The following is a 23,841-nucleotide window of genomic DNA, read 5'->3' on the forward strand; positions in this document are numbered from 1 at the left end:
GAAATGGTACAAAAGCTGTACTGGTGGGAATAATTTTCGGCTGCAGCCACTTTGGGTTCAGCAGACAGCGGACCGGGTAATGTCTAAAAGACTAAAAGACTAAAAGACTATGTTTCTCTACATCACCTGGGACGCCTCCCCCGAAATCTTCTCCGTCGGTCCGATCACGCTGCGGTGGTATGGCATGATGTTCGCCCTCGGTTTCCTGTTGGGATTCATGATGGTGCGGCGGATGTTTTTGCGCGACGGAGCGCCGGAGTCTTGGCTGGATTACTGTTTTTATTTCCTGATCGCGGGCACGGTACTCGGTGCGCGGCTCGGCCACATCCTGTTTTACCAGTGGGATTACTACAGCTCCCACCCGGAGGATATTTTGAAGATCTGGGAGGGCGGACTGGCCAGTCACGGGGGCGTGATCGGGGTGGTGACCGCGCTGTGGCTTTTCAGCAAGTTCGTGAGCAAACAATCCTTCTTCTGGATCAGCGACAAGGTGGCCGCGCCGATCGCGTTGGTAGGCGCGATGATCCGCTTCGGGAACCTGATGAACAGCGAGATCGTAGGCACCCCGAGCGATGCGCCCTGGGCCTTCCTCTTCGTCAACGCCCGACCCGCGATACTGGCCGAAGTACCCCGCCACCCCGTCCAGCTCTACGAAAGCATTAGCTACTTAGCCGTTTTCGGCTTGTTACTTTGGCTGTACTGGAATACCGAACTGCGCAAGCGACCGGGCTTCCTTACCGGTCTGTGGTTTGCGCTGATCTTCGGCTTCCGGTTTATCTGGGAGTTTTTCAAAAGCCAGCAGGGTGGATTTGCCGCCGAAGGGGCATTGCAGACGGGGCAGTGGCTAAGTGTACCCTTGGTGGCACTCGGACTTGGATTGATGGCGTACGCTTACAGCCGGAAGCCTCGGGAGACTGCTGTCAAGGGGTTAGGGGGTAAAGGCTGAAAGGGGGCTAGGGGGTAAGGGTTGAAAGCGGCTGCGGGGCTGCGGAACTTTGTAAACGAGGGTAACCTTTGGGAGACCGTTGCCGGCGGGGGCTTTCCAGGTTGCATTTTCGCTTCCTGAATTACCTTGGACCTGCGCGCCGGCGCCCAAGCTGCCGCCCTTAGCCCCTTCACCCCGTAAGCCCTTAGCCCCTTGGAAATACATACCATCATCTTCGACCTGGGAAACGTGCTCATCGGCTGGCAGCCGCGGGCGCTGTTTGAGCGGGTGTTCGACACAAAAGAAGAGGTCGACCACTTTCTGCAAAACGTAGCTACGCTGGAGTGGAACGAAAAACAGGACGCCGGCCGGACGATCGAGGAGGGGACGCGAGAACTGATCGCCCAGCATCCGGAGTTCGAGCGGGAGATACGCATCTACTACGACCGTTGGACGGAGACGATTACCGGGCCCATCGAGGGGACGGTGGAAATACTCAAGGAACTGAAAGCAAGTGGAAAGTACCGCCTGTTGGCCTTGACCAACTGGTCGCACGAGCTTTTTCCCTGGGCGCGGGAGACCTTTGACTTTTTGGAGTTGTTCGAGTCCATTATGGTCTCCGGCGAGGTAGAACTCCAAAAGCCGGACCCCGCCATCTACCGGCTGCTGCACGAGACCTACGATCTGAAAGCATACGGTGGCTGCGTATTTATCGACGACAGCCTGCGTAACGTGGAGGCCGCGCGGAAAGAAGGGCTGGATACGATTCGCTTCGAGAGCCCCAAACAGCTACGGGAGGAATTGGTGGCTCGGGGGGTGGGGTTAGGGGGTAGCAGGTAGCGGGTCGATCACCGGCTACCTGCTACCTGCTAGATACTACTCCACAGCTACCGCTTCGACCAATCCCTGAAAGATGGTGAAGCCGTCTCGGTTCCCGAGGATGTCCTCGCTGGCGCGCTCGGGGTGGGGCATCATGCCGAATACGTTGCGTTGGGCGTTACAGATACCGGCGATGTTACCGATGGAGCCGTTGTAGTTGCTGTCCAGATTGACGTCACCGGCGCCGTCGCAGTAGCGGAAGAGGACCTGGTCGTTCTGGTTGAGCTCGTAGATGGTCTGCTCGTCGGCGTAGTAGCGGCCTTCGGCGTGGGCGATGGGGATGCGGAGCACCTGGCCGGGAGAGAGCCGGCGGTTGGTGGGCGCATTGTCGGTTTCGGCACGAATGAAGACGTTCTTGGCGATAAATTTCTGCTCGCGGTTGCGCAACAGGGCGCCGGGGAGCAGCCCGGCTTCGCAGAGAATCTGGAAACCGTTGCAGATACCGAAGACGTAGCCGCCGCGGTTGGCGAAGTCGATCACTGACTTCATGATCGGGGAAAAGCGGGCTACTGCTCCGGCGCGGACGTAATCACCGTAGCTGAAGCCACCGGGCACGATGATACAATCGTCGGTAGTGAGGTCGCCCAGGCTTTCCTCCTTATGCCAGAGCTTGACGGTTTCGCGGCCGAGGACGGTGCCGAGGACGTGTATCATATCGTCGTCGCAGTTGCTGCCGGGGAAAACGATTACGCCGAATTTCATGTCGCTGAATTTAGGGTGTGAAGATAGGGCGGAAAATGCTGGGGGGTATCTGACACATCGGATGTCTGTCAAAATGACAGTGCCTGACACATCCGATGTCTACCGGGCAGTTTACCGGCTCACCCGCCCGCTACCGTCGCCCTCCATCAGGGTGACGACCTCCTCGACGGTCACCAGGTTCACGTCGCCGGGAATGGTGTGTTTTAGGGCCGAAGCCGCCGTAGCGAAGCGGACCGCCGCAGCCGGATCGTCGGGCCAGGTGATAAGGCCGTAGATGAGCCCGCCCATGAAGCTGTCGCCGCCGCCCACCCGGTCTACGATGTGGGTGAGTTGGTAAGTAGGGGCAGTGTGGAGTTCTTGCCCGTCCCAGAGCAGGCCGCTGTAGGTGTTGTGGCTGGCCGAAACGGTTTCCCGGAGGGTGGTGGCCAATTTTGAGGCTTTGGGAAAGCGGTCCTGCATGGCGCGGGCTACTACGGAAAAGTCGTCGTCCGGGGGGCGGGGGATGCCGAAGTAGCTCTCCGCTTCCCGAGTGCCGCCTACGATCAGGTCGCAGTGCTCGACGAGGGCGGGCATGACCTCGCCGGGGGATTTGCCGTACTGCCAGAGTTTTTCCCGGTGGTTGAGGTCGACGCTGATGGTGAGGCCCTTCGCGGTGGCGGCTTCACAGGCTTCGAGGCAGGCGTCGGCGGCCGACTGGCTCAGGGCCGGGGTTATGCCCGTCCAGTGGAACCAGCTCGCCCCCTCGAAGGCGGCGTCCCAGTCGATCTGCCCCGGGCGAATGGTCGCCATACCCGAATCCTCGCGATCGTACACGACCTTGGATGCCCGCTGTACGGCGCCCTTTTCGAGGAAATACAGCCCGAGCCGTTTGCCGCCCCGGACCACGTGTTCCGTTTCGATGCCGGCTCCCCGCAGGGCGTGGAGGGCGCACTCGCCCAGGTCGTTATCGGGTAAGCGGGTGACGAAGGTTACGCCCAGTCCGAAGTTAGCCAGGGATACGGCTACGTTGCTTTCCCCGCCGCCGTATTCTACCCGGAAATCGTGGGCCTGGCGGAAGCGCTGGTGACCCGGCGGACTGAGCCGGAGCATGATCTCGCCAAATGTGACTACCTGGGAACGTTTCATGGTGAGCAGGGGATTGGGTGGGTAAGGACGTTCTACCGATTGCTATCGGAAACCGGCGGTCAAAGGTTGGCTGAGGAAGCGCTCCAGACGGGTATCCCTTCCGGTGGCCGGTTAGCGTGGCTCCTGCGCTCCCGGCGCCCCCCTATTGTACACGACCCTGCCGCGGCGGTATACCCAAATTCCGCCGACGATGCCCGCCAACATGAAGCCGAGGGCGATGATTTGGGCCTGGGTGAGGCTGAAACCGAGGAAGTCGTACTGGTCGTTGAGGCGGACGTACTCGATGAAGAAGCGCTCTACTCCGTTGAAGAACAGGTAGATGCAGAAGAGCATGGCCGGAAAGACGGTCAGCGGTTTGCGGACCGCCCAGAGAATGCCGCCGATCGCGAAGGCCATCAGCGTCTCGTAGATCGGGGTCGGGTAATGCAGCTCGGGAAGCACGCTGCAGTACTGGTCGGCACAGCCGGGAATGGGGACGCCCCGGTTCAGCACGTTGTTCGGGTAATCGAAGCCGTAGAGCCAGTCGGGCAGGAACCAGCCGTCGGGGATCGCGGTGATGGCCGTCCCCCAGTCGCCGTCGCCGCTGAGCTGGCAACCGATCCGCCCCACCCCGTAGGCCACGATGAGGGCCGGGGCCACCGCGTCCATCACGGGCAGCACCGGAATTTTGTGCTTCCGCAGGTAGAGGAAAACCGCTACGCCGCCGCCGATGAGGCCGCCGTAGATGGCCAGTCCGCCGCCGCTGAATAGCTCCTGGATGGGGTTCTGGAGGAAGCGATCCCAGTATTCGATCACGGCGAAAAACTTGGCGCCGAGCAATCCGCCAAGTGCCGCCATCATCGTGATGGGCCCGACGCGGTCGCTGGGGTAGACTACGACCGGCTGCGGTTCCGGCAGCTCCCCCTGTTTGCGGCCGATCTGGTAGTAGTAGCCGAAGAAGAGGGCGGCTCCGAGGAGCCCGGTAAGGAAATAGCCGTCCGTGGAGAGCAAGGTGCCGGAGGGGTCGAGCTGCCAGGCTTCGAAGTTGGCGATCGCGTAGGGGATCTTATAGCCGAGTAGGAAACCGAGGATGGTGTTGGTGACATAGTCCGCCGCAGTGACCGTATGGCCGGGCACGCGCAGGGTGCTTTCCCCGCGCAGCTGGCCGATGCGTTCCCGGCGCTGTAGCTCCATTTTGACCAGCTTTGCCGCCACGATAAAGGCGAGCAGCAGGAAGAGCCCGAAGGTTTTGACGATGCTAAAACCGTTATCGCGGGCGGTGCCGATCAGGTCGTAGAGCAGGTAGGAAAGGTCCGGATACATGGCCACAAAGCTACGCCACAGGTAGTTGGCTTATTCCGTCTGGGCGCGGAGTTGGTCAACGAGGTCCTGGATCGCGCGGCGGTAGTTGTCCTGACCGTCGGGCCCGAGGGAGGTGAGCGAGCGTTCGGCGGCCTCCAAGCCCTGCTCGTAGCGTTGCCGTTTCTGCAGGAAGCGGGCGAGGTTGTAGTAGTCGCGCCAGCCCTCCTCGGACAGCTCGGCGGCCGCACCCAGCGACTCGGCCGCCAGGTCGATGATGACGGAGTAATCAATGAACTCGGAGTTCTCCAGCGCCCCGAAGAGATCGCGGAGACGATCCTCGTCGCCGGCTGCTCCCTTCTTCAGGTAATTTTTGGCGGCTTTGTAGACGTCCTTGTGCTCCTTACCCTGCAGCGCGAAGGCGAATTCTCCTTCGGATTCGAGGCGTTTGGCTTCGTCCTTGTCTACGAGGGCCATCTTATTCACGGCGGTCCCCATTAGTTCCTGGCTGCGAAATTCGAGTGCTTTATTGAAGGTGGCGCGCACGGCGTCGCGTACTTTTTCGTCGTAGGCCTGGCGGCCCTCCAGCTCGATGATGCCATCCCGTTGCTCGATAAGGAGGTCGAAGAGCCGGCTATCCGCTTCCGTCGTAGCAAGAAAAATAGTGCGCCGGGGCGCAGGAGAAGCGAGGTCGAGTCCGGGTGTCCGTAGGTAATCGTTGGCAATCTTCAGGTGGGGTTCGCCGCGTCGGATCAGGGCACGGATCAGTTTGTAGGCGGCTTCCGGTTCCTTATTCGCGTAGGCTTTTTCGAGGACGGCCATGTTATCGATGCGTTCCAGGGCGGTGCGGGCGTCGCTGATCAGCTGCTCGGCCTGGCGGGCACCGATGATGCGGTGTACGGGCTCGTTGTCGGCGTTGATGAACAGCAGGGTGGGGAAAGCGGGCGCCCGGTGGAATTCGCGGAAGTCCGCCGACTCCGGCTTTTCCATATCGTACTGGACGCTGATGAAGTTGGCGTTGAAGAAATCGCCGACCTCCTCCCGGGGGAAGACGCTGTTGGCCATCATCTTGCAGGGGCCGCACCACTCGGCGTAGGCGTCGACGAAGATGAGCTTGTCCTCGGCTTCGGCCTTGGCGAGGGCTTCGTCCCAGGTGCCTTCGAAGAACTCGATGCCCTGCGCGGAAAGACCGGCGGAAAGCAGCAGGAGAAGGAAGGGTATTAGATAACGCATAAGTATTGGGGTAAAGCGGTGGGAAGCCTTAAACTAACATACACCTGAGTATACAAGTTACCCACCGGCGAGTGGAACGGCAAGCGATGTTTAACCCCCGTTTAACGCCACCTTACTCGCTCTTGGGTGCGCGGCGCGGATTTTTAGGCACCGGATCCGGCCCGAACCCGCCCCACGGATGACAGCGGCCGATGCGCTTCAGCCCGAGCCAGCTTCCCTTCAGCACGCCCCATTCCTTGATCGCTCCGATGGCGTAGTGGCTGCAGGTCGGCGTGTACCGGCAGCGCGCTCCGATCAGGGGCGAGATCGCGACCTGGTAGAAGCGGATGGGTAGGATGAAGAGTTTATTAAGCATTTAGGGGATAGGAGATAGTATGCATCAAGCATAGCTTAAACGGCTGGTGAAAATGTAAAGTTTTTGCGTCCGATGGGGGGCTGCGAGTGGCGAGGGCGGCGGCCGGGGAACCGTTATTTAAATTTTAAATCGGGGGCGGGAGGGAGTTTCCGTGCAGCGGGGCGACTACATTCAGGTTCCTTTTGCGGGTAGTCGCTTGGCTGCTGCCGGTATCACCTAGAACTCTGGATGGATGAAATCGCATAGTTATTTACTATTCTTCTCTTTTTTGTGCTTTTCAAACTGGGCCAACGGGCAGTCTGCGGAATCGCCGGCTGCGGTCGAATCGGTGTATGGGGCGCAAATTGGTTTTTTTGGCGTTTGGGGATATACGGAGCTTCCGTTGGGTCGTTCGGTCGTAGCACGTCTGGAGGCCGGGCTGGATGCGGGCTACCGCAGAAGCAACGATATGCTGACAGGGGCACCGGTGATTGCGGCGGGCCCGCGGTGGTACTATAATCTGGACAAGCGGGCGGCGAAGGAGAAACGCATTGCCGGCAACGCGGCGAACTTTCTGTCACTGCCCATTGCCTATCGCCCCGGTTGGTTTACGCTCTCGAACGGAGATGATGCCTACACCGATAAGGAAATCACCTTACTGCCCACCTGGGGGATCCGCCGCAACCTAGGGAAGCACCTCAATTTTGAGGTGGGCGTGGGGATCGGCTATCGGGTCCGGTGGTTAGATTTTGGGGTGAAGCGATTTGGCGATGTTGCGGCTTGGGTTCCGTTGCGGATCGGGTTCTAGACATCGGATGTGTCAGGTGTGTCATTTTGACAGACATCGGATGTGTCAGGTCCTTTAAGGCAGTAGTTGCCGGCAATTCCGGGTGCCCGGCACGGGTTATACTCCCGTCAACTGAACCGCCCACCTTGTTTTCTACCTCGCTCAGAGCTGTCGTGCCTGTTCGCATGCAGCGCCCATTTTTTATTGTCGGCCTGTTGCTGGCGCTGGCGAGTACCATCTCGGGTCAGGCGCCGACGGAGAATGCCACCGTAACCCGCCAACTGGGCGTACAACTCGGCTATCTGGGAACGTGGGCCTATGGCGAATGGCCCCTCGGTAACCAACTCGTAGCGCGTGCCGAAGCGGGGCTCGATCTGCGCATGCGCGAAGGTGGCTGGACTACCCCGGCGGCCTTTCGGTTCACGCCGGTGGTTACGGCCGGTCCGCGGTACTACTACAATTTGGTCCGGCGGGCCCGGCGCGGACGGGATACCTACGGGAATGCCGCCAATTTCGTGGCGCTGCCGGTCAGCTTTGAGACGGGCTGGGTCGTATGGTCGGTACCCGAAGGAGCGGTAGCGGAGCGCGCTATGACCGTACTCCCCACCTGGGGGCTGCGCCACGGCATCCACCGGCGGTACAGTGTCGAAGCGGGGCTCGGGCTAGGCTACTCCCACCGCTGGATGCCGGGGACGGCGGCGCGGGGCAATTTGGCGATCTGGGTGCCCTTCCGGATTGGCTTTTAGACATCGGATGTCTATTAAACTGACAGCACTGACACATCCGATGTGTCCGGCCCTAAACCTTAATCCTCCCGCGCCCAGTAATCCACCACGAACACGTCCTTGACGATCGGCTGCAAGACCTCCACGAAGGCCTGGTGCGCGGGGTGCGGCAGGTAGGTGGCCCGGTCTTCCTCGCTCTCGAAGGTGACGAAGAAGGCATGGGTGAAGCCTTTATTTAGGCCTTCGGGGCTGTTGTTGGTGCCCCATTCGTAGTCGCGAATCTCCTCGATCTCGTTCGGCAAATTGCTGAAGGCCTGTTGGACTTCCGTGATTTGCTCATCGGTAGCGTCGTCCTGGAAGGCAAAGAAGACGGCGTGGCGCAGGACGCTGTCGGGGGTAGTCACGGTCGCTAGTTCTTCCGTTTGCAGGTCATCCATGGTTTGCGGGGTAGGTTCTTCCTGGCAGGCGATGAGCGTGACGGCCGTCAGGAGGAGGAGGAGTAGGATACGCTTCATTGGTGTAATGTACAGTTCCGGTGCGGATGCTGCGACCGGCGTCCGGAAAATCTTCCGCCTATTTGCCCACTACGACGCGGTAGGTGCGGGCCTCCCCGTCGGCGTAGGCCGTGCGGAGTACGTAGGCCCCCTCCTTCCAGGTGAAGAAATTCGGGATCACCCCGCTGCCCGCGGCCGCGCGCATGCGGAATTCGATCCGGCCGTACGGCACGCTCAGGGTCGTAAAGACCTCCGCCGCCCGGCAGGCCTCGGTCGACGGTCCGGGTTTTCCGCCCCGCTGGGCCAGGCAGACCGTAGAAAGGAGCAGCGCACCCGGCAGGAGCCACGCGCCGCGCGACAGGTAGTTGTACATGATCGATGGGAAGCTTTTTGCGCCGGAGCGCAGGTGAAAAGCCCCTCGCTACAGCTAAGCGGTCTGGTACCGATTTCCAGTCCTCGTACCTAGGGTTCATCCGTTACGCTGGATTGTAGGCCCCAGGCCAAAATCCGTTGCGGTGGACCGGTAAAAGAGCCGCATCTTTAGTGTAGTGCTTACACCTGATTACCCACCCAGCTTGCGCCTCTGGCAAGAGCTTCTCCGGCTATCCCATGCTTCGCTTCCTCTCCCTCCTTGTCCCCTGCTTCCTGGTCACCGTAGCCGCCAGATCCCAGGGCGGTTGTCAGATCCTGGACGAGGACGGCGAACCGGTACCCTACGCCCACGTCTACCTGCCAACCGTGCAGCAGGGCGCGCTCACGGATGAGGAAGGTCGGTTCGAACTGCCCTGGGACGCGCTTGCCGCCGGCACCCCGATCGTTTTTTCGTGTCTGAATTTCGAATCGGTCGAATCTACCGTCGGGGAAGCCCGGGCCCCGGGTGCGGCGGCGTGCACCGTACGCATGCAAAGCAAGCCCTACGAGCTCGGGGGGGTAGAAGTGCGGGCGGACAAGATTAACTTTAAAGCCAGGACTCTGGGCGTGCCGCCGCCTAGCCGCTTTTCCCGATTGGGGTACAATATTTCGGGCCGGGGTTGGGAGTTTGGGCTGCTGATCGAAAACGAGGGGCGCTGCCGGCTACGGGACATCAATGTATTCGTAAGCAACGTGAGTGATATCGATTCTTTTCACGTGGAGGTCAATCTCTACGCGTATGCAGACGGGACGGTCGGGGAAAAGCTGCAGTCAGAACGCATCTTCGCGACCATCAAAAAGGAAGACGCCAATACGCTCTTCCCGGTCCCGCTTCCGCCCACCTTCCATAATCTGTACGTGGACGGTCCCTTCGTGGCTACCGTCACCATGCTGGATGACTCGAAAGAGGTAACCACCATGCTGGAGGCCAACCCGAAAAAGAAGTACCAAGGATACCACCACCGGCTCGACGGTACCTGGGTGCGCCGCGATGCGAGCCCTTCTATCTCAGTGGTGATGGAGTGCCCGGAGGCGCGGTAGGTATTGGCGCTTGCGATACGGTGGCGGGGCGCCCTAATCCTTACGTTCCTGGTCCACCAATTGTAACCGACCAACGACGGTGCCGGGCCACAGGATCGTTCCCGGACTGAGCACGGCGTTCGCCCCGATCCGGCAGCCGTCGCCGACCACGGCCCCGAATTTAGTTACACCGGTAGGGATCCGCCGGCCGTCTACCAGCACGGAGATGGATTTATCCGTCCGTTCGTTGAAGTGGTTGGCGGTGATCGACCCGGCCTCGAAGTTGACGTCGGCCCCGATGAGGCTGTTGCCGATGTAGTTGAAGTGCGCGATGGCGGTGCGGGCGCAGATCAGGCTGCTTTTGATCTCGCAGCCCGGCCCGATGGTCACATCCTCCCCCAGCCATACGCCTTCGCGGAAGTAGGCATTTGCCTTGACGTGGCAGCCGGCACTTACGATGGTCGGGCCTTTGAATACGACGCCCGCTTCCACCTCCGCATCCACGTGGATGGCCGCCCCGCCGCGCCGGGTGTAGGTCGCGGGCAGCTTAGCTATCTCGCTCCGAACAACACCCTCCATATCGCGGGCGATGATCCAGGGCGGGTGGGGTACATCCCGCAGGGGCTGCGGAAGGAGCCGGAGGAAGGATTGAATGGGAAATTCCATGGGTGATACACACTGTCAGACATCGGATGTCTGTCATTTTGGCAATCGTGCAATTTCGGGCAATATCTCCGGGTAGCGTCAACTTTTACGTACTAAAATGCCGAAACTACGGCCTGTCATTTTTCAGACATCCGATGTCTGTCAAAATGGTGGCCGCCTTAATTCCGAAGTTTCTCGTACCGCTCCGCGCATCCCTCAAAGCACAAGTAAGAAATTGTCAATTCCCGCCCGTCAACTGAGTAGGTGTATTCCGCCCCGATGCGGCATTCGGTTGGGAAGATCACGTCTTCCCCGGGACTGTACCGGCCCGTGCCGGGACCTTCATCTTGGTCCAGGATGGTACAGATCTGCCGCGAGGTCCGGTAAGTTGAATCTGCATAAAAGGTGATCTCCCGCTCGTAGTCCGCCGGCTCAAAGGAGCCCGACCCATCACCGGGGTCGAGGTAGACCTCGGTCAATTTCCAGGTACCCAGAATTTCGTCGGGGGTGATGGAGTCGTCCTTACTACAGGCAATGAAGAGCAGGGCAAGGAGCGGGAGCAAGCGATGGGGCATGGCGGCGCGAGGGTATCGGTTTAACCGACAGACGTTTGTGGTGGCGCGGGCGTTGGTCAGTCCGTTTCGGTCTGACTGGCTTATATAGCGAAAATATCGATGCCAATTTCGGTCCCTTTCCGAATGCTTGCTATCTTCCCCACTTATCCCCGACCAAATGAACCGACTCCAGCAACTACTCACCTTAGTTCTATTCTCCTGCGCCCCGGCGCTATGCTTCGCCCAGGAACTCAACGAAGACCACTGGAAGGCCCTCGCGCCCCGCAACATCGGCCCGGCGGGCATGTCCGGACGCGTAACCGGTTTTGACGTCCACCCCGAGGACCGCGACCAGATCTACGTAGCCACGGCCTCCGGCGGCCTGTGGAAAAGCACCAACGGCGGCATCAATTTCCAGCCGCTCTTCGACGACGAAAAGTACCTCAGCATCGGCGCGGTGGCCGTCAGCGACGCCAACCCGAACATCGTCTGGGCCGGTACCGGCGAGGGTAACCCCCGTAACTCGGCCAACTACGGCGGCGGCATCTACCGCAGTCTGGACGGCGGCAAGAACTGGGAGCTTATGGGTCTCGAAGATACCCGCCACATCTACCGCATCCACCCCCACCCGACCGACGAGAACACCGTCTACGTAGGCGCCATGGGCAGCATGTGGGTCCCCAATCCCGAGCGCGGCGTGTACCGCACCACCGACGGCGGCAAGAGCTGGGAAAAGGTACTGTACATCGACGAGGGTACCGGCATCGCCGACTTCGTGATGGACCCCACCAACCCCGACAAACTGGTGGCCGCTACCTGGACCTTCGATCGCGACCCCTGGTTCTTCAACTCCGGTGGCCCGGGCTCCGGTATCTGGGTAAGCAAGGACGGCGGCGACAACTGGGAGCGCCGCACCGCCAAGGACGGTCTGCCGAAAGGTAACCTGGGTCGCATCGGACTGGCCATCGCCGCCAGCGACCCCGATATCATCTACGCCCTGGTAGAAGCGAAGGAGAACGGCCTGTACAAGTCCACCGACGGCGGCGAAACCTTCGAGCTGGTCAGTAAGAAGAACATCGGCACCCGCCCCTTTTACTACGCGGAATTGTACGTTGACCCGACTAATCCCAACGTCATCTACAACGTCCACACCTACGTGGATAAGTCCACCGACGGCGGCCGCACTTTCGAGGAGATCGCCAACTACGGCAACAGCGTCCACCCCGACCACCACGCCTTCTGGATCGACCCGGAAGACCCCGAATTCCTGATCGACGGCAACGACGGCGGCATGAACATCAGCCGCGACGCCGGCAAGACCTGGCGCTTCATCGGCAACCTGCCGCTGGCCCAGTTCTACCACATCAACTACGACATGAGCTACCCCTACCTCGTGGGTGGCGGCCTGCAGGATAACGGCAGCTGGGTAGGCCCGAGCCAGGGACTGAAGAGCGGCGGCATCACCGGCGCCGACTGGCAAGAGGTCTACTTCGGCGATGGCTTCGATATGATCTTCAAGCCTAACCAACCCGACGTGGTCTACGCCGCTAGCCAGGGCGGGGCGCTAGGGCGGGTGCACCGGTCGACCGGTAAAACCATCTCGATCAAACCGATTCACCCCGACGGCGAGTTTCTCCGCTTCAACTGGAACGCCCCGATCGCGCAATCGCCCCGCGACAACAATACCATCTACATGGGCAGCCAGTTCGTCCATAAGAGCACCGACGCCGGCGACAGTTGGGAGATCATCAGTCCCGACCTGACCACCGACGACACCACCAAGCAGCGGCAGGACATCAGCGGCGGCCTCACCATCGACGCCACCCAGGCGGAGAACCACACCACCCTGCTGACCATCGTACCGGAAGCGAGTGGCTACACCATGGGCGATAGCGTGCTCTGGGTAGGTAGCGACGACGGACTGCTGCACCTCACCCGCAACGGCGGCAGGACCTGGACCGAGCTGAGCGGCAAGCTCACCGGCATGAACCCCAACAGCTGGATCCCCTACATCGAATCTTCCCCCACCAATCCGGGAGAGGCCTTCGTAGTAGTGAACGACTATCGCCGCGGCGATTACCGCCCGATGGTGTACCACACCACCAACTACGGGGAAAGCTTCACCCGAATCGTGGACGAGAACAAGGTAATGGGCCACGCCCAGGCCATCGTGCAGGACCCGGTGCAGGAGAATTTGCTTTTCCTGGGTACCGACCAGGGACTGTGGTTCAGTCTGGACTACGGCGACACCTGGACCCGCCACGACGCCGGCTACCCCCACGTGAGCACCCGCGACCTCAAGATCCACCCCCGCGACCACGATCTGATCATCGCCACCTTCGGCCGCGCGGCCTGGATTTTGGACGATATCCGTCCGTTCCGGGAACTGGCCCGCGAGGGGATGGAGATCCTACAGGATAGCTTCGTCGTCTTCGACGCCCCCGATGCCTACCAGTGGGAGTATCGTTCCTACCAGGGTGTCCGCTTTTACGGCCAGGCCGACTTCCAGGGCGAGGACCGGCCCTACGGCGCCATGCTGACCTACTGGGTGCGGCCCGGCGGCCCGTCGGAAATCGTGGACGCCGACTCGGTGGACGTGAGCCGGATGGTCGGTTACTCGATGATCGACCCCGAGATCAAGGAAGATATTCCCGGCCGGGAAACGGGTAGCATGCGCGCCGCCTACGCGGATCTCGACGATCCGGTGGAGCCGGTAGCCGCGCCCAAGGAGAAGGTGACCATTCAGGTGATCGACGTACAGAGCGGGGACACCATCCGCACCTGCACCGAAAAGCCGAAGTGGGGCATGAACCGGACTACCTGGAATATGCGCCGCGACGGCGTGGAGTCCCCCAGCCGGCGGGAGCGCAGCGAGGATGCCGATACCCCCAGTGGCATGGCCGTCGTGCCGGGTACGTACCGTCTTATACTGACGTACGGCGACCATACCGATGAAACAATGGTCACCGTACACGCCGATCCGCGGGATAGCTTTACCGGCAGCGGCCGCTACGCACAGCGGGATGCGCTGTACCAAGAATTCGAGGACAAAACCGAGCAAGTCACTGCCGCCTTCAACCGGCTGCAGGAGGCCCGGAAATCACTCTCCCGGGTAGCCGAAGTGATCAAAACCGCCCCCAAGGAGGTGAAAGATTCGCTGGACGCCGACCGCAAGGAAATCGTCAAACAGATCGACGACCTCGAGGAAATCCTGATGGAGCCCGAGGACCTCAAGGGCATCCAGCGTAACCCGACAAACCTGCAAGCGATGATGTACACCGCCCGCCGGTATGTCTCCCAAACCGAAGGACGACCCAACCAGCTGGCTACGCTGGCGATGGATCAGTTCACGGAGATGGCGGACGATTTCATCGAGCGGGTGAATGACTTCCTGACGGGGGATCTTCGGGCGTTCCGGGAGGAGGTCCAGGCTGCGGACCTGACCTTGTTTGGTGACCTCGAACCGGTAGGGAAATAGACGCAGTCGCTTTGCTCCTGCATGGTAGACGGCCTGACGGCTTTGGTAGACGCGGGGTCGCTGCGCTTCCCGCCTGGTAGGCAGCCTGCGGCTTGAGGTTTTCTCAACACAGATGTACACAGATTTCTTGCACGGATTGAACACAGATTGGCTGCGCCGCTACTTCGTGGTTTCTTGCAACGCTCTGGATCGACTTCGTCGCTGCTTCGCGAAGCTGCGGTTGCTATGCGGCTTAAAAGGTCGACTTACGGGTCGAGCTGCCGATTGCGAAGGGCTTGCCATCTATCTTGCCAGGAAAACTTTGGTGGTAGCAGGCGGTTAGTTCGACTTTATCTGCGGAATACGTTGGGGACTGCGAAGCAGACCAGAACAAGAAACACTATGTGCTGCGGGAAAATCCGTGTACATCCGTGCCCGAAATCCGTGAAATCTGTGTTGAGAAACCCCGGCGAGCGAAGCGAGCCAAATAAGAGACCAGAAGTCGATACAAACCAATCCAAATGACGGACCCCCAACCCCGTCCGGGTATCCTCACCCGCCAGAACGGTAGGTACCTCGGCTTCGGCTTCCTACACTTCTTTTTCAGTTTCGTCGGGCAGACCTTCTTCATCAGTCTTTTCGTGGCCCGCATGACGGAGCGGATGGACTGGGCCGACAACACCTTCGCAGCCATCTACTCCACGGTGACCCTAGCAGCGGCCTTCGTGCTACCGGTGATCGGGAACCAGGTGGATCGGCTCAAGGTGCGTTACGTGAGCACCGTGGCGGCCGCCTTCCTATTGATCGGTACGGCCCTATTGGCGTTTACCGACCATATCGCGCTGCTGGTGGCCGGCCTGTTCATCGTGCGCCTGGGCGGACAGGGCGTACTGCCCCTCATCGGCTCCACCACCATCGGGCGATACTTCGATAAGCGGCGGGGGCGGGCCCTTGCCTTGTCTATCATTGGCATCTCGGCGGCGGAGGTGCTGCTACCACCGCTGGCTACCTACGCCATGACGAGCTACGGTTACGCGCCGGTCTGGTTGATGGCGGGCTGCGCGGTGCTCTTCGTATTCGTTCCGCTGGTGTGGGTGTTGGTGCGGCGCTACGATGATTTTCAGAAAGCGGCTACGGTGGCGGAAGCTCAGTTGAAGCGCGATCCGGGGGCGGCGGAGGTCACTTCCTGGTCGCGGGGGGACGTGCTCCGCGACCGGCGCTTCCAGCTCGTCCTACCGATCGTTTTATTCATTCCCTTCGTGTTTACGGGGCTGGTCTTTAACCAGTCGGTGATCGCGGAGGAGCGCGGCTATACGGCCGAGACCATGGCGTACGGGCTGAGTACCTACGGACTGGTGCGGGTGATCTTCCTGCTGTTCGGCGGGGATCTGATCGACCGGATCGGTCCCGGTCGTCTACTCCGCTTCGTGCTGATGCCGGCGGTGGCGGGACTGCTGGTATTGATGCTCGTGGAGGCCAGCTGGGCGGTGCCCGTGTTCTTCGGGCTGATGGCGGTAAGTGGAGGCACGGACTCGGTAAACACCCCGGCGCTGTGGGCGGAGCGGTACGGACCGAGGTTTTTAGGTAGTATTAAAAGTACCGTCCGCCTGTTCGTTGTTGTTTCCAGCGCTGCGGCGCCCATCCTTTTCAGCTACGGATTGGGGTGGAGCTTACGCGGCTGGTTGATCATCCTGGTGGTTTACGGCATAGCCTGCATCGCCCTGGCTATGGGCGAGCGACGGGTAGACCGGAAGGGCGGGGGAATGGCGGCGGAGCGCAGGTGAACGGAAATTACCAGTAAATAGGCCCCGAACCCAAATATTTTTCCGCGATCGGCTGGTAGTAATCCAGTACCTCCTCTAGGTCGTAGACCTGCTGGCTCTTGGTGTAGAGGTCGTACTTGTTGAAGTCCCGGATAAGCTCCAGGTAGCGCTGATCTCCCGCGTTGGTCAGTTCGGTGTAGGCGCCACCGGAATGCCAGGGGTAGAAGGAGTGGTAGCGGATCATGATCATCGCTTCCTCGGGGAGGGTATTCGTCGCGTGGTGGTTGAGTACCTGGTAGAGGTACTCGTCGTGGCCCCAGGCGAGGTCCACGTTGTCGATGCCACAGCCCGGCTCGTATTTGCCGGTCGGGGTATTGTAGCGGGGATCCTGCATGTCCGGATTCAATGGGTTGAATTCGGGGTAAACGCAGGAATCGGGCAAGGCACAGCCCACTACGAAAACGTCACCGACCGTACCCCACTGCTCGTCCTGGCTGGTGCCGTCTTCGTCGCTCCCCCACAGGAACATGACTTTCCCGAGGTCGTGGATCAGTCCGGTCAGTTGCATCCAATCCGGGCGATCGTCGGCGCGGATGGCCTCGGCGCTCTGGATGAGGTGCTGGACGTTCGGGAGGTCGAGGTCCGGATCGCTGACGTCGATGAGGCGGTTCAGGTGGCGCATGGCTTCCCACAGGTCCATCGGCTTATCGAAGGTCAGGTACTTCTCTTGCATACGTTGCACGTAATCGACCGTCTGATTTTTGCGCATCTTCCGATAATGTTCCCGGACGGCTACCGAGACGTCGGGGGCATCGTAGTTTCTAAAGACTTTTGCTTCCGCCATAGTGGGTTGACTTAATGATTAGGTACAACGCTTACACGTTTCCTAAGGAAAGATAGAGAAAAAGGGTAAGCAGCACCAGAAAGATACTGAATCCTTTCGCGTACTTCCAGGGCTGCAGATCGAGCAGGCCGGCATCCGCCATGATAAAGGTTGGTTCTTTCGATCCCCAGTGGGAAACCAAGTGCATCACGATCAGGTTGAGCACGAATTCGATGCCCCAGATGTGGACGAAATGTAACGGTACTTCGAGTCCGTAGTCCATGACCACGTAAAACACGAGGCCGAAAAGTAAGCCGGCCTTGGCCCCCGTTGCGGACACCCGCGGAAACAGGAAGCCCGCTATGATGACGCTGGCGATCGGGATGAAGAAAATCCCGTTCAACTGCTGAAGCAACTGGTACAGTCCGTCCGGAGCGTTAGCCACGAAGGGAGCGATGCCGATCGCGAACAGGGCCAGCAGGGCGGAGGTCCATTTCCCGATCGTCACCAATCGTAGCTCGCCCGCATCCCGGTTAATGTACCGTTTGTAGATACCGAGACTGAAGACGGTAGCGGCACTGTTCAGCGTACTGTTGAAGGTGCTGAAGACGGCCCCCATCATGACCGCCACGAAGAAGCCCGTCAGCCACAGCGGCAGCACCCGTTTGACGAGCAGGGGGTACACGCTATCGGGGTTGTCGTACAGGCTTTCCCCGTAGTAGTAGAAGCCGATCAGGCCGGGCAGCACGATGATGAGGGGGATCAGGATCTTGAACAGCCCGGTCAGCAGCAGCCCCTTCTGCGCCTCCTTCAGGCTCACCGCCCCGAGTACCCGCTGGATGATGGACTGGTGCATCGTCCAGAAATACAACTGGTTGATCACCAGGCCGGTGAACAGTACCTCGAAGGGGAGAATCGCCGAGCGGGCGCCGGGCCCGATGCCCGGCTCGTCGCTGATCACGTTGAACTTTTCGGGGGCGTGCCGGAACACCGTTCGCAGGCCCTCCAAGGGGTCCCCATCGCCAATACTGAGCAGCGCCAGCAGGGGAACCAGTAGCCCCGCCGCCACCAGGCCGAAGCCGTTCAGCGTATCCGTATAGGCTACCATCTTCAGCCCGCCGAAGATGGCGTAGACGGCTCCGATCACGCCGACTATGACTACCGTCACGATGATCCCCTCCTCCACGCTGACGTCGAGTAGCTCGGAGATGCCGAAGATGGCCTCGATATTCAGGGCACCGGTATAGAGGACGATCGGGAGCAGGGTGGCTACGAAAGACACGATCAGCAGCAGGGCAACAAGGGTGCGGGTCAGTCCGTCGAAGCGTTTTTCCAGGAATTCGGGAATGGTAGTCAAGCCCATTTTCAGGTACCTCGGGGCGAAGTACAGCGCCCCCACGATCAGCGCCAGGGCGGAAGTCACTTCCCAGGCCACGATAATGGCCCCGTTGCGGTAGGCCGAGCCGTTCATGCCCACGAGGTGCTCGGTGGAGATGTTGGTCAGCAGCAGGGAGCCCGCGATGACGATCCCTGTCAGGGATCTTCCGCCGAGGAAGTACCCATCCTGGGTGTTCACCTCGTCCCGGCGCAGCTGCCAGCTGGCGTAAAGGGCTACGAAGCCAGTGTAGAGTAAGAAGGTGAGCAGGGTGATTCCCATATAAGTGGTCGGCTACTTCACGGTGAGGGAGGGCGATACGGAACGCCCCCGGTGCGCTTTTAAAAGTAGGATTTTTTGGAACTCGGGCGGAAGATCACTCGCTATCGTAGCGACTTTCGCCCGTCACCCATCGAGAACCCCGCGGATTCAGGGCAGTGTTGTATTGGATTTCGCCGGATGATGGGTCGGGTCGGACTTAGGACGGCGCCCGTGGTCGGTAGGGGTACCAGCAGCGGTGTGGCACGAAGATCCGGTAAGGTCGCCGGTACCGCCCCAGCGTTCTGGAAACGGGAAATCCGAACCTATCGGAAAAAATCTTAAAAAAACTTTTTCGGGCTTCCCGTAGCGGATCCGAGCGGCCGTATTCCTGAAACCCAGGTAGTGCAGGCCATCTCGGCCACGTTTGACTAAAAGGATTTAGTTAAGCCCAAAGCCTGGGGCAGTCTCACTCGCCTTGAAAACTTACTGTGGCTTGCGGGCGGTGGCACAAACGTATTATATTGGTAACCGTTACGAAATGACACGATGTTTTGTGGGGAATTACCATACTTAAAACCACTTCCCGGCATGGTTTCTCCCCTCCGTTTCGGGTGGTTGCTTCCACGCATTCGGTCCCATGTATTCCCCGCTACGGCTGTTCCCGTGGGATCTACGACCCCAGGGAGGACACGCGAAACGCGGCTGGAGGACAGCTTCCGCACACTAACACTGATGGGTAGGTTGCGCCGCTACGCGGGAATAACGATCGACCGGGACACCGGTCCCATTCTCTCGCTTTATGCATTCGGCCCGGCCCGCTCCCCTGCTTTCCTTTCGACCAAAATCTAACGGCCCACGCGTATGAGACAATTCTTCCTTTTGTTCCTTGCCACCTGTAGCGCTTTGGGGGTGTCCGCCCAAAACGCTCGACAGGCACCCGCCTATCCCCTCATCGTACACGATCCCTACTTCAGTATCTGGGCGATGGACGATGAGATTACCGCATCATCAACGGCCCACTGGACCGGCGCACCGCACGCACTCGTCGGATTGATCAAGGTGGATGGGGTACCCTACCGATTTTTGGGTAAGGAGCCAGCGGCTTACCGCGATATCGTCCCGACTTCCGGGCTCGGGCGTTACCGCGAATCGAAGCCCGCGGAAGGATGGCAAAGCGCCGGCTTCCCTGACGCCGACTGGCAGGAAGCAGCCGCCCCCTTCGGGAATGCGGGGCAGGCAACCACGGCCTGGACTTCGGAGGAGATATGGTTCCGGAAAACCTTCGATCTACCGGAGCAGGCATTCGAGGAACTCTACCTCAAGCTCTCCCACGACGATGACGTAAAAGCTTACCTGAACGGCCAACTCCTGTACGAATGCGCGGAATGCTGGACCGACCCCGATAAATTCCAGTACCACCGGATTTCGGAAGCAGCGCTCAACACCCTGCAGGAAACGGGCAACGTGCTGGCGGTGCACGTTAAAAACAACCGGGGCGGACAGTGGCTGAACGCCGGTATCGTAGATCTCGTTCGGCCCGAAACGACGCCCGAGCCGGCCCGGCAAACCGCGCTGGATTTTACCGCGACCCAAACGGCCTACACCCTGGAGTGCGGCGGGATCGACGTGACGCTTACGTTCACCTCGCCGCTTTTGCTAGACGATCTGGACCTACTGTCCCGACCCGTTTCCTACGTATCGGTCAAGACGGCCGCGAACGACGGCAAGGCCCACGACGTACAAGTTTACTTCGGCGCTTCCTCGTTGATCGCGGCTGATGAGGACGGGCAGGAAATGATTGCGGAAACGGGTTCGTCCGATGTCCTGGATTACCTGAAGGTCGGGACCCGGGAACAACCGGTGCTGGAGAAGAAGGGGGATCTCATTGGCATCGACTGGGGATATCTCTACGTAGCAGCGCCCAAAGCGTCGAACGCCCTGCAGCAGGTGGTTGGCTACGAGGATGCCGTGAGCAACTTTGTGACCGGAAAACGCGGCGCGCTCCAAGATTCGGGCCAGCGGCTGGTATTAACCACCGTTTTCCCGGAAGAACGGGTCGAGCAGGAAAAGGAATACCTGGTTCTGCTGGGCTACGACGACGTATATTCCATCAACTTTTTCGGCGAAAAGCTGCGTCCGTGGTGGAATAAGGACGGTCAAAACTCTTTACCCCAGGAACTCGGCCGGGCTTACGTGGATTACGCGAAAGTGATCGAAAAATGCCGGACGTTTGACGACGAACTCCGGCGGGACGGCCTGGCTTCCGGGGGCGAAGCATACGCCGAACTATTGGAAATCGGCTACCGCCAGGCCATTGCCGCCCACAAGCTGGTGGAAAGCCCGGACGGAGAACTGCTTTTCCTGTCGAAGGAAAACAACAGCAACGGGTCCATCAATACGGTGGACGTTACCTATCCTTCCGCCCCCCTTTTCCTGGCCTACAATCCGGATCTACTGAAGGGCATGCTGAACGGCATCTTTTACTATAGCGAAAGCGGAAAGTGGAAAAAGCCTTTCCCGGCCCACGACCTGGGTACTTACCCCATTGCGACCGGGCAGACGTACGGGGAAGACATGCCGATCGAGGAGGCCGGTAATATGGTCGTACTCGCCGCGGCAATCGCCAAAGCGGAAGGCAACGCCGACTACGCCGCCCAACACTGGGAAAGCCTCACCGCCTGGGCCGATTACCTGGCGAAGGAGGGGCTCGACCCGGCCAATCAGTTATCCACCGACGACTTCTCCGGCCATTTGGCCCGCAACGCCAACCTTTCGGTGAAGGCCACCGTGGGCGTGGGGGGCTACGGCTACCTGGCCGCCCAGTTAGGTAAAAAGGACGTAGCGCGGAAGTACACCAAAAAAGCCAAGGAGATGGCCAGGAAGTGGATGAAACTCGCGGATGCGGGCGATCACTACGTGCTGGCCTTCGGAAACCCCGACACCTGGAGCCAGAAATACAACCTCGTCTGGGACAAGCTCATCGGGCTGAACCTCTTTCCCCGGGAAGTATACGACAAGGAACTGGCGTACTACGCGACCCAAAATAACCCGTACGGCCTGCCGCTCGACAACCGCTCCGATTACAGCAAATCGGACTGGATCCTGTGGACGGCCACGCTCACGGATTCCCCGGAAAGCTTCCAGGAATTCGTCGACCCCGTCTACAAATTCGCCCTCGAGACCAGGGACCGGGTGCCGATGAGCGACTGGCACTGGACCACCAGCGGTGACCAACGCGGCTTCAAGGCCCGCAGCGTCGTCGGGGGATACTTTATCAAACTGGTGGCGGATCAGTGGGCGGCTGGCAAATGATGGAACGGAATCCGAATGGATCACCACCCCCGCTTACGATAAATGCGAGGTCCGGAATCGGGCCCGTATTTTTGGACGGTGTAGGGCGATCCGGTCCGTGTGATGACGGGATCCATCTAGTCAAATAGGCCAGTATGAAGGTGGAAGGCGGGTTGGGTAAAAGGATTCGCACGCGGTTCGGACAACGCGCTTCCCTGGCGCTGGCTATGGTGCTGTCAGTCGGGTTGTCCGCCCGGATGCCTGCCCAGCCTCCGTCGCCGTCCTTCATCGCATCCGTGACCGACCGGGCCCTACCCGCCGCCCTCGAGGAACTAACCGCCTTCCTGGCCATCCCCAACGACGGCAACTACGCCGAGCAGGTGGAAGCCAACCTTACCTGGTGCCGCGATAGATTTACCGAATTAGACTATACCGTCATTCGCCTGGAGACGCCCGGCCAGCCCCTGCTCTTTGCGGAGCATACGGTCGACCCGGAACTGCCCACCGTGCTCTTTTACCTGCAGATCGACGGCCAGCCCGTCGACACCAGCGCCTGGGACCAGCCGAACCCCTACCGGGCGGTGTGGAAGCGGAAGAATGAAGATGGCCGCTACACCACCTTCGATCGGGATCCCGCCGACCTCGACCCCGAACTCCGGCTCTTCGCCCGCTCGGCCTCCGATTCCAAAGGGCCGGCGATAAGCTTTATCACGGCCCTGGACATCCTGCGGAGCGAAGGGATTGCCCCGGCCTTTAACGTCAAGGTAATTATGGACTTCCAGGAAGAGATGGGGAGCGACGACCTGCCCGGGGCGGTGGCGGCTAACCGGGAACGCTTCGACGCTGATTTCCTGGTGATCATGGACGGCACCCGCCACGTCAGCAACGAACCGACGCTGACCTTCGGGGCGCGGGGTATCGCTACGGTGACGATGCGGTTGTTCGGCCCGGCATATGCGCTGCACAGCGGCCAGTACGGCAACTTCGCGCCCAATCCGGTATTTGCCGCTTCCCGGCTGCTGGCGGCGATGAAGGACGAGAGCGGCAGGGTGCTGATTCCCGGATTTTACGACGGGGTGAAGCTGACGGAGGCGGAGAAGGAGGAGATGAACCGCGTGCCCGAAAGCCGGGAAGCGATCCGGGCGATGGTGGGCATCGCGGAGAACGAAGCGCTGGGAGACTCCTACCAGGAAGCGTTACAGTATCCCAGCCTGAACGTGCGCGGACTGCGCAGCGGTTGGACGGGCAAGGAGGTCCGGACGCTCATCCCCGAGGACGTGGTGATTGAGCTCGACATGCGGCTGGTGCCCGAAACACCGGGGGAGCGGCAAGTGAACTTGCTGCGGCAGTTCGTCGCCGAGCGGGGCTACCACTTCGTGGATTCCATCCCGACGGAGGAAGAACGCCTGCAATACCCTAAGCTAATTTGCTTCACTTCCAGTCTGGGCTCCGTCCCCTTTCGTACGGACCTTGGCACGCCCATCGATCGCTGGCTGACCGCGGCGATAAGGCGGGGACTGGGCCGCGAACCGGTCCGCATGCGCACCACCGGCGGGTCCCAGCCGATGGGCCCCTTCGTCAATCTGTTGGGGTTGCCCGCGGTCAGCCTGCGGATCCCGAACCCGGACAACAGCATCCACGCGCCGAACGAGAACCTGCGGCTCGGCAATTTCCGGGAGGGGATCGCGGAGTGTCTGGCGGTGCTGACGCAAGCGGTTCCCGGCGGTTGATGCTCCTGCGCTCCGGCGCCCTAGACTTT

Annotated in this window: 20 protein-coding genes; 9 read left to right on the forward strand and 11 right to left on the reverse strand. The window is 60.3% G+C overall.

The annotated features are described in order from the left end of the window. Positions 1-109: 109 nt before the first annotated feature. The gene (gene lgt, locus CLV84_RS18325; RefSeq protein WP_104421288.1) at positions 110-946 is read left to right on the forward strand and encodes a prolipoprotein diacylglyceryl transferase; all 837 of its coding nucleotides are present in this window, start codon (positions 110-112) and stop codon (positions 944-946) included. A gap of 192 nt (positions 947-1,138) precedes the next feature. After that, positions 1,139-1,765, forward strand: coding sequence for an HAD family hydrolase (locus CLV84_RS18330; RefSeq protein ID WP_104421289.1), 627 nt, complete (start codon positions 1,139-1,141; stop codon positions 1,763-1,765). Positions 1,766-1,801: 36 nt separating this feature from the next. Here CLV84_RS18330 and purQ read toward each other — a convergent pair whose 3' ends face one another. From purQ to yidD, 5 genes are all read right to left on the reverse strand, one after another. Beyond that, positions 1,802-2,506: a phosphoribosylformylglycinamidine synthase subunit PurQ gene (purQ, locus tag CLV84_RS18335; protein WP_104421290.1), complete on the reverse strand. Its 705-nt coding sequence runs from the start codon at positions 2,504-2,506 to the stop codon at positions 1,802-1,804. A 111-nt stretch (positions 2,507-2,617) separates the two neighbouring features. After that, complete coding sequence (locus CLV84_RS18340; RefSeq protein ID WP_104421291.1) at positions 2,618-3,631, reverse strand: sugar kinase; 1,014 nt, start codon at positions 3,629-3,631, stop codon at positions 2,618-2,620. Between the two features lie 111 nt (positions 3,632-3,742). Continuing rightward, a complete protein-coding gene (locus tag CLV84_RS18345; RefSeq protein WP_104421292.1) occupies positions 3,743-4,933 on the reverse strand; it encodes a prolipoprotein diacylglyceryl transferase in 1,191 nt (396 codons plus the stop codon). Positions 4,934-4,963: 30 nt separating this feature from the next. After that, a complete protein-coding gene (locus CLV84_RS18350; protein ID WP_104421293.1) occupies positions 4,964-6,142 on the reverse strand; it encodes a thioredoxin family protein in 1,179 nt (392 codons plus the stop codon). A gap of 112 nt (positions 6,143-6,254) precedes the next feature. Next, positions 6,255-6,497: a membrane protein insertion efficiency factor YidD gene (gene yidD, locus CLV84_RS18355; RefSeq protein ID WP_104421294.1), complete on the reverse strand. Its 243-nt coding sequence runs from the start codon at positions 6,495-6,497 to the stop codon at positions 6,255-6,257. Positions 6,498-6,729: 232 nt separating this feature from the next. Here yidD and CLV84_RS18360 point away from each other — a divergent pair, with 232 nt between their 5' ends. Together CLV84_RS18360 and CLV84_RS21915 are read left to right on the forward strand one after the other, a co-directional pair. Then, the gene (locus CLV84_RS18360; protein ID WP_146088872.1) at positions 6,730-7,284 is read left to right on the forward strand and encodes a hypothetical protein; all 555 of its coding nucleotides are present in this window, start codon (positions 6,730-6,732) and stop codon (positions 7,282-7,284) included. Between the two features lie 164 nt (positions 7,285-7,448). Then, positions 7,449-8,009: a hypothetical protein gene (locus CLV84_RS21915; RefSeq protein ID WP_170067772.1), complete on the forward strand. Its 561-nt coding sequence runs from the start codon at positions 7,449-7,451 to the stop codon at positions 8,007-8,009. Between the two features lie 59 nt (positions 8,010-8,068). Here CLV84_RS21915 and CLV84_RS18370 read toward each other — a convergent pair whose 3' ends face one another. Next, entirely contained in the window at positions 8,069-8,503 is a 435-nt protein-coding gene (locus tag CLV84_RS18370) for a Dabb family protein (protein ID WP_104421297.1), read from the reverse strand. A 58-nt stretch (positions 8,504-8,561) separates the two neighbouring features. Then, on the reverse strand, positions 8,562-8,855 hold the full coding sequence (locus tag CLV84_RS18375; protein WP_104421298.1) for a LamG domain-containing protein: 294 nt from the start codon (positions 8,853-8,855) through the stop codon (positions 8,562-8,564). A gap of 236 nt (positions 8,856-9,091) precedes the next feature. Here CLV84_RS18375 and CLV84_RS18380 point away from each other — a divergent pair, with 236 nt between their 5' ends. Then, positions 9,092-9,934, forward strand: a complete 843-nt coding sequence (locus CLV84_RS18380) for a carboxypeptidase-like regulatory domain-containing protein (protein ID WP_104421299.1) — start codon at positions 9,092-9,094, stop codon at positions 9,932-9,934. A 33-nt stretch (positions 9,935-9,967) separates the two neighbouring features. Here CLV84_RS18380 and CLV84_RS18385 read toward each other — a convergent pair whose 3' ends face one another. Together CLV84_RS18385 and CLV84_RS18390 are read right to left on the reverse strand one after the other, a co-directional pair. After that, positions 9,968-10,579 carry an LbetaH domain-containing protein gene (locus tag CLV84_RS18385; RefSeq protein WP_104421300.1) on the reverse strand — a complete coding sequence of 204 codons (612 nt, stop codon included), beginning with the start codon at positions 10,577-10,579 and terminating at the stop codon, positions 9,968-9,970. Between the two features lie 158 nt (positions 10,580-10,737). Beyond that, positions 10,738-11,133: a hypothetical protein gene (locus CLV84_RS18390; protein WP_104421301.1), complete on the reverse strand. Its 396-nt coding sequence runs from the start codon at positions 11,131-11,133 to the stop codon at positions 10,738-10,740. A 157-nt stretch (positions 11,134-11,290) separates the two neighbouring features. Between CLV84_RS18390 and CLV84_RS18395 the strand changes: the two genes are divergently transcribed. Next, on the forward strand, positions 11,291-14,590 hold the full coding sequence (locus tag CLV84_RS18395; RefSeq protein ID WP_104421302.1) for a VPS10 domain-containing protein: 3,300 nt from the start codon (positions 11,291-11,293) through the stop codon (positions 14,588-14,590). Positions 14,591-15,090: 500 nt separating this feature from the next. Then, positions 15,091-16,353, forward strand: a complete 1,263-nt coding sequence (locus CLV84_RS18400) for an MFS transporter (protein ID WP_104421303.1) — start codon at positions 15,091-15,093, stop codon at positions 16,351-16,353. 7 nt (positions 16,354-16,360) lie between these two features. On the opposite strand, the gene CLV84_RS18405 is transcribed toward CLV84_RS18400, so the two are convergent. Both CLV84_RS18405 and CLV84_RS18410 read right to left on the reverse strand, forming a co-directional pair. After that, a complete protein-coding gene (locus CLV84_RS18405; protein WP_104421304.1) occupies positions 16,361-17,176 on the reverse strand; it encodes an inositol oxygenase family protein in 816 nt (271 codons plus the stop codon). A gap of 31 nt (positions 17,177-17,207) precedes the next feature. Then, positions 17,208-18,812: a solute:sodium symporter family transporter gene (locus tag CLV84_RS18410; RefSeq protein ID WP_104421305.1), complete on the reverse strand. Its 1,605-nt coding sequence runs from the start codon at positions 18,810-18,812 to the stop codon at positions 17,208-17,210. An 840-nt stretch (positions 18,813-19,652) separates the two neighbouring features. Between CLV84_RS18410 and CLV84_RS18415 the strand changes: the two genes are divergently transcribed. Both CLV84_RS18415 and CLV84_RS18420 read left to right on the forward strand, forming a co-directional pair. After that, positions 19,653-22,103: a glutaminase family protein gene (locus CLV84_RS18415; protein ID WP_104421306.1), complete on the forward strand. Its 2,451-nt coding sequence runs from the start codon at positions 19,653-19,655 to the stop codon at positions 22,101-22,103. Between the two features lie 134 nt (positions 22,104-22,237). Beyond that, a complete protein-coding gene (locus CLV84_RS18420) occupies positions 22,238-23,812 on the forward strand; it encodes a M20/M25/M40 family metallo-hydrolase (RefSeq protein WP_104421307.1) in 1,575 nt (524 codons plus the stop codon). Positions 23,813-23,841: the final 29 nt, after the last annotated feature.

The sequence above is a fragment of the Neolewinella xylanilytica genome, from assembly GCF_002934605.1.
Classification (GTDB): Bacteria; Bacteroidota; Bacteroidia; order Chitinophagales; family Saprospiraceae; genus Neolewinella; species Neolewinella xylanilytica.

What these genes read in the sequence shown, in the direction of transcription:
- lgt (WP_104421288.1), top strand. Translation starts at nt 110, where the DNA reads ATGTTTCTCTACATCACCTGGGACGCCTCCCCCGAAATCTTCTCCGTC.
- purQ (WP_104421290.1), bottom strand. Translation starts at nt 2,506, where the DNA reads ATGAAATTCGGCGTAATCGTTTTCCCCGGCAGCAACTGCGACGACGAT.
- CLV84_RS18340 (WP_104421291.1), bottom strand. Translation starts at nt 3,631, where the DNA reads ATGAAACGTTCCCAGGTAGTCACATTTGGCGAGATCATGCTCCGGCTC.
- CLV84_RS18345 (WP_104421292.1), bottom strand. Translation starts at nt 4,933, where the DNA reads ATGTATCCGGACCTTTCCTACCTGCTCTACGACCTGATCGGCACCGCC.
- CLV84_RS18350 (WP_104421293.1), bottom strand. Translation starts at nt 6,142, where the DNA reads ATGCGTTATCTAATACCCTTCCTTCTCCTGCTGCTTTCCGCCGGTCTT.
- yidD (WP_104421294.1), bottom strand. Translation starts at nt 6,497, where the DNA reads ATGCTTAATAAACTCTTCATCCTACCCATCCGCTTCTACCAGGTCGCG.
- CLV84_RS18360 (WP_146088872.1), top strand. Translation starts at nt 6,730, where the DNA reads ATGAAATCGCATAGTTATTTACTATTCTTCTCTTTTTTGTGCTTTTCA.
- CLV84_RS21915 (WP_170067772.1), top strand. Translation starts at nt 7,449, where the DNA reads ATGCAGCGCCCATTTTTTATTGTCGGCCTGTTGCTGGCGCTGGCGAGT.
- CLV84_RS18370 (WP_104421297.1), bottom strand. Translation starts at nt 8,503, where the DNA reads ATGAAGCGTATCCTACTCCTCCTCCTCCTGACGGCCGTCACGCTCATC.
- CLV84_RS18375 (WP_104421298.1), bottom strand. Translation starts at nt 8,855, where the DNA reads ATGTACAACTACCTGTCGCGCGGCGCGTGGCTCCTGCCGGGTGCGCTG.
- CLV84_RS18380 (WP_104421299.1), top strand. Translation starts at nt 9,092, where the DNA reads ATGCTTCGCTTCCTCTCCCTCCTTGTCCCCTGCTTCCTGGTCACCGTA.
- CLV84_RS18385 (WP_104421300.1), bottom strand. Translation starts at nt 10,579, where the DNA reads ATGGAATTTCCCATTCAATCCTTCCTCCGGCTCCTTCCGCAGCCCCTG.
- CLV84_RS18390 (WP_104421301.1), bottom strand. Translation starts at nt 11,133, where the DNA reads ATGCCCCATCGCTTGCTCCCGCTCCTTGCCCTGCTCTTCATTGCCTGT.
- CLV84_RS18395 (WP_104421302.1), top strand. Translation starts at nt 11,291, where the DNA reads ATGAACCGACTCCAGCAACTACTCACCTTAGTTCTATTCTCCTGCGCC.
- CLV84_RS18400 (WP_104421303.1), top strand. Translation starts at nt 15,091, where the DNA reads ATGACGGACCCCCAACCCCGTCCGGGTATCCTCACCCGCCAGAACGGT.
- CLV84_RS18405 (WP_104421304.1), bottom strand. Translation starts at nt 17,176, where the DNA reads ATGGCGGAAGCAAAAGTCTTTAGAAACTACGATGCCCCCGACGTCTCG.
- CLV84_RS18410 (WP_104421305.1), bottom strand. Translation starts at nt 18,812, where the DNA reads ATGGGAATCACCCTGCTCACCTTCTTACTCTACACTGGCTTCGTAGCC.
- CLV84_RS18415 (WP_104421306.1), top strand. Translation starts at nt 19,653, where the DNA reads ATGAGACAATTCTTCCTTTTGTTCCTTGCCACCTGTAGCGCTTTGGGG.
- CLV84_RS18420 (WP_104421307.1), top strand. Translation starts at nt 22,238, where the DNA reads ATGAAGGTGGAAGGCGGGTTGGGTAAAAGGATTCGCACGCGGTTCGGA.